A 7,824-nucleotide genomic window follows, 5' to 3' on the forward strand; every position below is an offset into this window, starting at 1 on the left:
CGAGCGCCCGTCGGACGTGGTGCGCCGTGCTACTCGCGGAAGATCGCGACGAGGCGCAGGATCTCCAGGTACATCCAGACGACGGTGACCAGGATGCCGTAGGCGCCGGTCCAGCCGTAGATGCGGGGGAGGCGGTTGCGCACGCCCTGCTGGATGAACTCGAAGTCCATCACGAGCGAGTACGTGGCGAGCGCGACGGCGATGAGGCCGATCACGATGCCGATGAAGCCGGTGCGGAGACCGAAGCCGCCGCCGACGCCGAAGAGGCCGAGGCCCAGGTTCACCAGCGAGAACACCGCGTAGCTGATCATGCCGATGAAGAAGATCTTGTTGAGCTTCGGCGAGGTGCGGATCTTGCCGTTCATGAACAGCGCCAGGGTGACGCCGATCACGATGACGGTCGCCATGAGGGCCTGGACGACCGCTCCGGCGTACGCGCTCTCGAAGAACTTCGAGATCGCGCCGACAGCGATGCCCTGGGTCGCGGCGTAGCCGAGGATCAGGGCGGGCGACGGCTGCTTCTTGAAGGCGTTGACGATGCCCAGCACCAGCGCGACGAGCACGGCGGGGAGCATCAGGCCCGGGACGAACCAGCCGACGGCCGCACCCGCGAGGAGCACGACGAAGGCGAGGGCGGTCTTGGCGAGGGTGTCCTCGACGGTCATCCGGTCGGTCTCGACGGAGCCGGCGGCCGGACGGGAGTACATCTGGTCGAGCGTGCCGGGGGAGACGTCCGGGAGGTCCTGCACGCGGCCGGCGTAGCCGCGGTTGCTGAACTCCGGGCGTCCGAAGGCCGGATTGTTGCTTGCCATGGTTCCTCTTCTCTCAGGTGCGCTGGTCTCCGAGGGAACTCGCGGATCTGAGTCGCTGTGGGTGCGGGGTGCGCCGCGGATCCGAGAGGACTGCGACGATGGACACCACCTTATCTGAGAGCACCTCTCAGAGTCTGGCTGTTCTCTTCGAGCGGACCTCGACTCCGCTGCGAGCCGTGCAGAGCCGCCCGTAGGATCGCGGCATGCCCGCGCGCCAGTCACCGCTCGTCATCGGCCACCGCGGAGCGAGCGGCTACCGACCGGAGCACACCCGCTCCGCCTACGAGCTGGCGATCGCGCTGGGCGCCGATGCGCTCGAGCCCGATCTGGTGGCGACCCGCGACGGCGTGCTCGTCCTCCGCCACGAGAACGAGATCTCCGGCACGACGGACGTCGAGAAGCGCCCGGAGTTCGCTGCGCGCCGCACCACCAAGCGGATCGACGGCCGCGAGATCACCGGCTGGTTCACCGAGGACTTCACCTGGGACGAGCTGTCGGAGCTGCGGGCCCGCGAGCGGCTGCCGGCGGTGCGCGGCTCCAGCGCCACGTTCGACGGCCAGTTCCCGCTGCTGCGCTTCAGCGAGCTGCTGGCGCTGCTGGACCGGGCGGCGGAGGACGATCCGCTCGCTCCGCCGGGGCTCGTCGCCGAGATCAAGCACGCGACGTACTTCGCCAGGATCGGGCTGCCGCTGGACGTGCTGCTTCGCGAGGAGCTCGCCGCCGCGGGCTGGGGACCGCGCGACCCGCGGCTCACGATCGAGAGCTTCGAGAAGACCGTGCTGGAGCGGCTCGCGGTGAGCGGAGTCGGCACCCGCCGGATCTACCTGCTCGAGTCGCGGGGCGCCCCGCCCGACCTCGTGGCCGCCCACGGCGCCGACGCGGCCCCCTACTCCGCCTTCACCACGCCGCCGGGACTGCGGAACCTCGCCGGAGCCGTCGACGGGATCAGCGTCGACAAGAGCATGCTCTTCTCGCGGGACGCGGCCGGCCGGGCGACGGGGACCGGTCCGCTCGTCGAGGACGCCCACGCGGCCGGGCTCGAGGTCTACTGCTGGACGCTGCGCGCCGAGAACCGATTCCTCGAGAAGGTGCACCGCCGCGGGAAGGACCCGGCGGAGTACGGCGGCTGGCAGGAGGAGTTCGCGATGATCCTCCGCTCGGGAGTGGACGGCGTCTTCGCCGACCAGCCCGATCTGGCGATCGAGGCGCGGGCGGCCGAGCAGGAGCGTCTGCTCCGCGGCTGAACCCGGATCGTGATCGGGCGCTCCTCCGGCGCGTGCCGAGCGGACGCGGAGGCTGCGCTGGCATCATCGGCTCACCACCGCCCGCCCGACCCTCGAGAGGAGGCCCCGTGTCCACCCGAGAGCGCATCACCCGCCGCTGGATCACCACCGCCGTCCTCGCCGTGATCGGCGTCGCCGTCGTGTACTGGCTCGCCGTGCTCACCCCTCAGGGCCAGGGCGTCGAGAACTCGGGGCTCCGGGGCGCCGACCTCGTCTTCGGCCGCGCCACCGGCGCCGCCGCGGGGGCGCTCGCGGACGTCACCCCGCTCTCCATGGTCGTCGGCGCCCTGCTCGTCGCGGCGATCGCACTGATCCGGAGGCGCCCGGCGCTGGCCGTCGCCTCCGTCGGCTCGATCGTCGTCACGGCCGGGCTCACCCAGCTGCTCAAGAACGTGGTCCTCGAGCGGCCCGAGCTGGTCGACACCGACTCCTGGTACACCGGCGGCAGCTTCCCGAGCGGGCACACCGCGGCGGCCGTCTCGGTGGTCTTCGCCCTGGCGATGGTCGTCCCCGGGCGCGCGCGGACCGTCGTGCTCGCGCTGGGCGGCGCGGTCGTGGTGCTGGTCGGCAACCTGACGATGGCCGCCTCCTGGCACCGGGCGAGCGACGTCCTCGGGGCCGACCTCGTCGCGCTCGCCTCCGCCTCCGCCGCCTGCGCGTGGCTGACCACCAGGGCCCAGGTGGGCCGAGCGCCGAAGAGGCCCGCGCGTCGCGGGGTGAACCGGCTGCTCCTGGTGTGCTCGGTGATCGTGGTGGTGCTGCTCGCGGCTCTCGCCGTCCAGGGCATCCAGTACTACCCCGACGACACGAAGGACCTCACCGCCTTCGCGCTCCTGCAGCTCCTGGCGGTGTCGACGTCGGCGCTCGCCGTGCTCGGCTTCTCCCTCGCGTGGCGCGGACTGGACGTCGGCGGGGCGCTCACCTCGCCCGCGCCGCGTCAGCGGACCGCCTGACCGCTCCCGGTGTCGGAGGGGCGATCTACACTCGGAGGGACATGAGCTTCCTCTTCGATCCGAGCGACTCCCGCGCCACCCCGGTCATCGTCGGTCCCCCCGGCGGCCCCGGGGACGCGCCCCGCACCGACCCGGCGCACGAGCAGCTCGTCGCAGGGCTGAACCCGCAGCAGCGCGAGGCGGTCGAGTACCGCGGAGACGCGCTGCTCATCGTCGCGGGTGCGGGCTCGGGCAAGACCAGCGTCCTCACCCGGCGCATCGCGAGCCTCCTGGGCAACGGCGAGGCCTGGCCGAGCCAGATCCTCGCGATCACGTTCACCAACAAGGCCGCGGCCGAGATGCGCGAGCGCGTCGAGAAGCTGGTGGGGCAGAGCGCCGAGGGGATGTGGATCTCGACGTTCCACTCCGCGTGCGTGCGGATCCTGCGCCGCGAGGCCGAGAACTTCGGCATGACCAAGTCGTTCACGATCTACGACTCGGGCGATCAGCGCGCCCTGCTCAAGCGCATCGTGAAGGACCTCGAGGCCGACTCGCTCGGGATCACCGTCGCGAGCGCCTCCGCGAAGATCTCCAAGCTCAAGAACGAGCTCGCCGACGTCGACTCCTACGCCCGCACCGCGAACCTCAGCGACCCGAACGAGGAGATGTTCCTCCAGGTCTTCCGGGCCTACTCGCGGGCGCTCGAGGGGGCGAACGCGTTCGACTTCGACGACCTGATCGCGCAGACCGTCTACCTCTTCCGCGCCTTCCCGCACGTCGCCGCGAAGTACCAGCGGCGCTTCCGCCACGTGCTGGTCGACGAGTACCAGGACACGAACCACGCCCAGTACTCGCTGATCCACGAGCTGACCCGGCCCGTGCCGCCGGCGACGATGGCGGCGGCGCAGTTCGACCGCCCCTACCGCGGACCGGTCACGGCCGACGGCTCCATCCCGGGGGCCTCGCTCACCGTCGTCGGCGATTCGGACCAGTCCATCTACGCGTTCCGCGGCGCCGACATCCGCAACATCGTCGAGTTCGAGCGCGACTTCCCGGGCTGCCGCGTGATCCTGCTCGAGCAGAACTACCGCTCGACGCAGAACATCCTCTCGGCGGCCAACGCCGTCATCTCGAACAACTTCGACCGTCGCGCGAAGAACCTCTGGTCCTCCAGCGGCGACGGGGAGAAGATCGTCGGCTACACCGGTTACTCGGGTCACGACGAGGCGCAGTTCGTGGTCGACGAGATCGCCCGCCTGCACGCGGCGGGCACCGGCTACGACGAGATCGCGGTCTTCTACCGCACCAACGCGCAGACCCGCGCGCTGGAGGAGATCTTCATCCGCTCCGCGCTGCCCTACCGGATCCTGGGCGGCACGAAGTTCTATGAGCGCGCCGAGATCAAGGACGCCCTGGCGTACCTGATCACGGTGGCGAATCCGGCCGACGTGCTGGCGCTGCGGCGCATCATGAACACTCCGAAGCGGGGCATCGGCCCCGCGACCGAGGCGCAGCTGCAGTCGTTCGCCGACACCAACGCGGTGACCCTGCGGGAGGCGATGCGCAACGCCGGCTCGCTCGGGATGGGCCCGAAGGTGACGAAGGCGATCGTCGACCTCGCGACCCTCCTCGACGAGTGCGCGCTGATGCTCGACCCCGCACGGGAGGGCGGCGAGGCGAAGGTGCACGAGGTGCTGACGGCGCTCCTCACCCGCAGCGGCTACCTCGACATGCTCCGCGCCAGCCGCGACCCGCAGGACGAGGCCCGCGCCGAGAACGTCGACGAGCTCATCGCCGTCACCAAGGAGTTCGCGCGCAACAACCCGGACGGCGGGCTCGTGGACTTCCTCACCGAGGTCTCGCTGGTCGCCGCGGCCGACGACCTCGACGACGACTCCGGCACCGTCTCGCTGATGACGCTGCACACGGCGAAGGGCCTCGAGTACGACGCCGTGTTCCTCACCGGCATCGAGGAGGACCTGCTCCCGCACCGCATCTCGGCGAACGAGCCCGGCGGCCCGGCCGAGGAGCGGCGGCTGTTCTACGTGGGGATCACCCGGGCCCGCAAGCGCCTCTACCTCTCGCTCGCGATGACCCGCGCGCAGTACGGCGAGACGTCGGTCGCGATGCCGAGCCGGTTCCTGCAGGAGATCCCGGGAGAGCTGATCCAGTGGCGCCAGTCGCCCGGCGCGGCGACCTCGCGCGGCGGCACGCAGCCCCGGGCCCTGAACGCTCAGCGGCCCGGCTTCGGCAAGTCGCGATCGAACACCGAGTTCCGGGAGGCGCTCGCCGCGGCGCCGAAGGCCAAGGGCGAGTTCCCGAACCGGATCACCGGCATGGTGCGCGACAACGGCGACCTCGAGCTGATCGCAGGCGACCGCATCCGGCACACCGACTTCGGTGAGGGGCGCGTGAACGCGGTGACGGGCGAGGGCTCGAAGCGCGTCGCGCACGTGCTCTTCGACCAGGTGGGCGCGAAGAAGCTGCTGATCAAGGTCGCGCCGATCGAGAAGATCTAGTCCGGTGGCGGCCGGATCGGCGGCCGCGCGGCTCGCGACGGAGGTGTTCTCCCCGGCGGTCCTCGCGGTGCTCGTGCCGGTCGTGGTCGGCGCGCGCGTCGCGGATCCGCCCCTGCTCGGCGTCGCCTGGGGAGCGCTCGCGGCGCTCTTCGTCGGCGTGGTGCCCTACCTCGTCATCCGCCTGCTGATGCGCACCGGCCGGATCCACGGCGACCATCACGTGCCCGACCGGCGCGAGCGGGCGCTGCCGATCGCGCTGGCGCTTGGGTCGATCGCGGCCGGCCTGGTACTGCTCGCCGTGCTCGGCGCTCCTGCCGCGGTGACCACGTTCGGCGTGGTGACGGTGGCCGTGGTGCTCGCCGTCGGCGTGGTCAACCTGGTCTGGAAGCTGTCCGGGCACGCGGCGGTGGTCGCCACCTGCGCCGTCGTCGTGCTGATCGCCTACGGACCGCTCTCCCTGCTGATCAGCGTGCCCATCGTCCTCTGGGTGCTCTGGTCGAGGGTGCGCCTCGGTGCGCACACCCCCGCTCAGGTCCTCGCGGGCGCCGCGGTCGGCACCGTCCTCGCCGGGACCGTCTGGTCCCTGCTCGGCTGACGTCCGTCCCTTCCCGTGTGCCCTCTGGTCGCCGTCCGCGAGATGCCGCTCCGGTGCGCGGTACGCCGTGGTGGGCTCACCCGAGCGGCATCTCGCGGAAGTGGTCAGCCGGCGTAGCGCGCGACGAGCTCCCGCTTGAGGATCTTGCCGCTGGGCCCGAGCGGAAGGGCGTCGACGAACTCGACGCGGCGGGGGAACTTGAAGGCGGCGAGATGCTCGTTCGCGTAGGCGATCAGCTCCTCCGCGGTGGCGGTCGCCGACGGGGCGAGGATCACCGCGGCCATCACCTCCTGGCCGTGGCGCTCGTCCGGAATCCCGAAGACCGCCGCGTTCTGTACGGCCGGGTGCCCGATCAGCACCTCCTCGACCTCGCGCGGGTACACGTTGTAGCCGTTGCGGATGATCATGTCCTTCGTGCGGTCGAGGATGCGGATGTAGTCCTCCTCGTCCTTCGTGCCCAGGTCGCCGGTGCGGAACCAGCCGTCGATCACCGCCTCCGCGGTCGCCGCCGGGTTGCCGAGGTACCCCTTCATCAGGTTGTGCCCGCGCACCACGATCTCGCCGAGCTCGCCCCGGGGGAGCAGCTCGACGCGGTCGGTCACGTCGGGGCGGGCGACCTCGACCTCGACGCCCCAGATCGGCGTGCCGACCGTGCCCGGCCGCGGCGGGACTCCGACGTGGTTGAAGGTGGCGACCGGGGAGGTCTCGGTGAGCCCGTAGCCCTCGTAGATCTCGACGCCGAACACCTCGCGGAAGCGCTCGATCACGGCGACGGGCAGGGCGGCGCCTCCCGAGACCGCGTAGCGCAGCGGCGGCCGGTCCTCGCGCCGGGTCGCGGCGTCGAGCAGGGCGACGTACATCGTGGGCACGCCCTCGAAGACCGTGCAGCCGTGGGCGATCATCGCCTCGAGCGCGGCGTCGCCGTCGAACTTCGGCACCAGGACGACCGTCGCGGCGGTGCGGAAGGCCGTGTTCATCGCGCAGACCTGCCCGAAGGTGTGGAAGAGCGGCAGCGCCCCGAGCACCACGTCGCCGCGGTGCAGGTCGAACGTGTTCATCAGCAGCACGTCCGACTGCGAGACGATCGCGAAGTGCGTCCCCTCCGCCCCCTTCGGGCGGCCGGTGGTGCCGCTGGTGTAGAGGATCGTCGCCGTGTCGGAGGGGGAGCGGGGCACGTAGCCGTCGATCGGGGTCGCCTCCGCGGCGAGGTCCTCCAGGCGCGGGAGGGGCGAGGCGGTGCCGTCGGGCACCATCACGCTCAGCACGGGAACGTCGGCGAGGTCCGCTCCGGCGGCCCCCTCGGCGAGCAGCGGAGCGGCGCACACGAGCGCGACGGCTCCGGAGTCGCGCAGGACGTAGGCGATCTCGTCGTGCTTGAGCAGGGCGTGCACGGGGACCACCACGGCGCCGAGCGCGAGGACGGCGAAGTAGCCGCGGGGGAAGTCGGGGACGTTCGGGACGAGCAGGGCCACGCGGTCGCCCGGTCCGATCCCCTGGGCGCGCAGGGCTCCGGCGTAGGCACGGGTCTGCCGCCAGAGGGTCGCGTAGTCGACGGCCTGCTCGCCGACGCGGATGGCGATCGTGTCAGGGGTGCGCCGCGCCGCCTCCGCCAGGATGGCCGCGACGGAGAGGGTGCCGAAGCCGGCGGCGGGCGGGGGAGCGGCACGGCCAGGAGGTGATGGC

General features: G+C 71.6%; 6 protein-coding genes. 4 read left to right on the plus strand and 2 right to left on the minus strand.

What is annotated here, in order from left to right:
- Positions 1-29: 29 nt before the first annotated feature.
- Positions 30-812: a Bax inhibitor-1/YccA family protein gene (locus C5D04_RS08415; protein WP_104224741.1), complete on the minus strand. Its 783-nt coding sequence runs from the start codon at positions 810-812 to the stop codon at positions 30-32.
- A gap of 203 nt (positions 813-1,015) precedes the next feature.
- Here C5D04_RS08415 and C5D04_RS08420 point away from each other — a divergent pair, with 203 nt between their 5' ends.
- The 4 genes from C5D04_RS08420 (at position 1,016) to C5D04_RS08435 (ending at position 6,141) form a co-directional block, all read left to right on the plus strand.
- Positions 1,016-2,056 carry a glycerophosphodiester phosphodiesterase family protein gene (locus C5D04_RS08420; protein WP_104267786.1) on the plus strand — a complete coding sequence of 347 codons (1,041 nt, stop codon included), beginning with the start codon at positions 1,016-1,018 and terminating at the stop codon, positions 2,054-2,056.
- Between the two features lie 107 nt (positions 2,057-2,163).
- On the plus strand, positions 2,164-3,048 hold the full coding sequence (locus C5D04_RS08425) for a phosphatase PAP2 family protein (protein WP_104224743.1): 885 nt from the start codon (positions 2,164-2,166) through the stop codon (positions 3,046-3,048).
- Between the two features lie 41 nt (positions 3,049-3,089).
- The gene (locus tag C5D04_RS08430) at positions 3,090-5,546 is read left to right on the plus strand and encodes an ATP-dependent helicase (protein WP_104261607.1); all 2,457 of its coding nucleotides are present in this window, start codon (positions 3,090-3,092) and stop codon (positions 5,544-5,546) included.
- A 4-nt stretch (positions 5,547-5,550) separates the two neighbouring features.
- Complete coding sequence (locus C5D04_RS08435; RefSeq protein ID WP_104292887.1) at positions 5,551-6,141, plus strand: phosphatase PAP2 family protein; 591 nt, start codon at positions 5,551-5,553, stop codon at positions 6,139-6,141.
- A 104-nt stretch (positions 6,142-6,245) separates the two neighbouring features.
- Here the strand turns inward: C5D04_RS08435 and C5D04_RS08440 are convergent, their stop codons facing one another.
- On the minus strand, positions 6,246-7,757 hold the full coding sequence (locus C5D04_RS08440; protein ID WP_104347568.1) for a long-chain fatty acid--CoA ligase: 1,512 nt from the start codon (positions 7,755-7,757) through the stop codon (positions 6,246-6,248).
- Positions 7,758-7,824 lie beyond the last annotated feature (67 nt).

Origin of the sequence: Rathayibacter sp. AY1D2 (assembly GCF_002932695.1) — a bacterium.
GTDB lineage: Bacteria > Actinomycetota > Actinomycetes > Actinomycetales > Microbacteriaceae > Rathayibacter.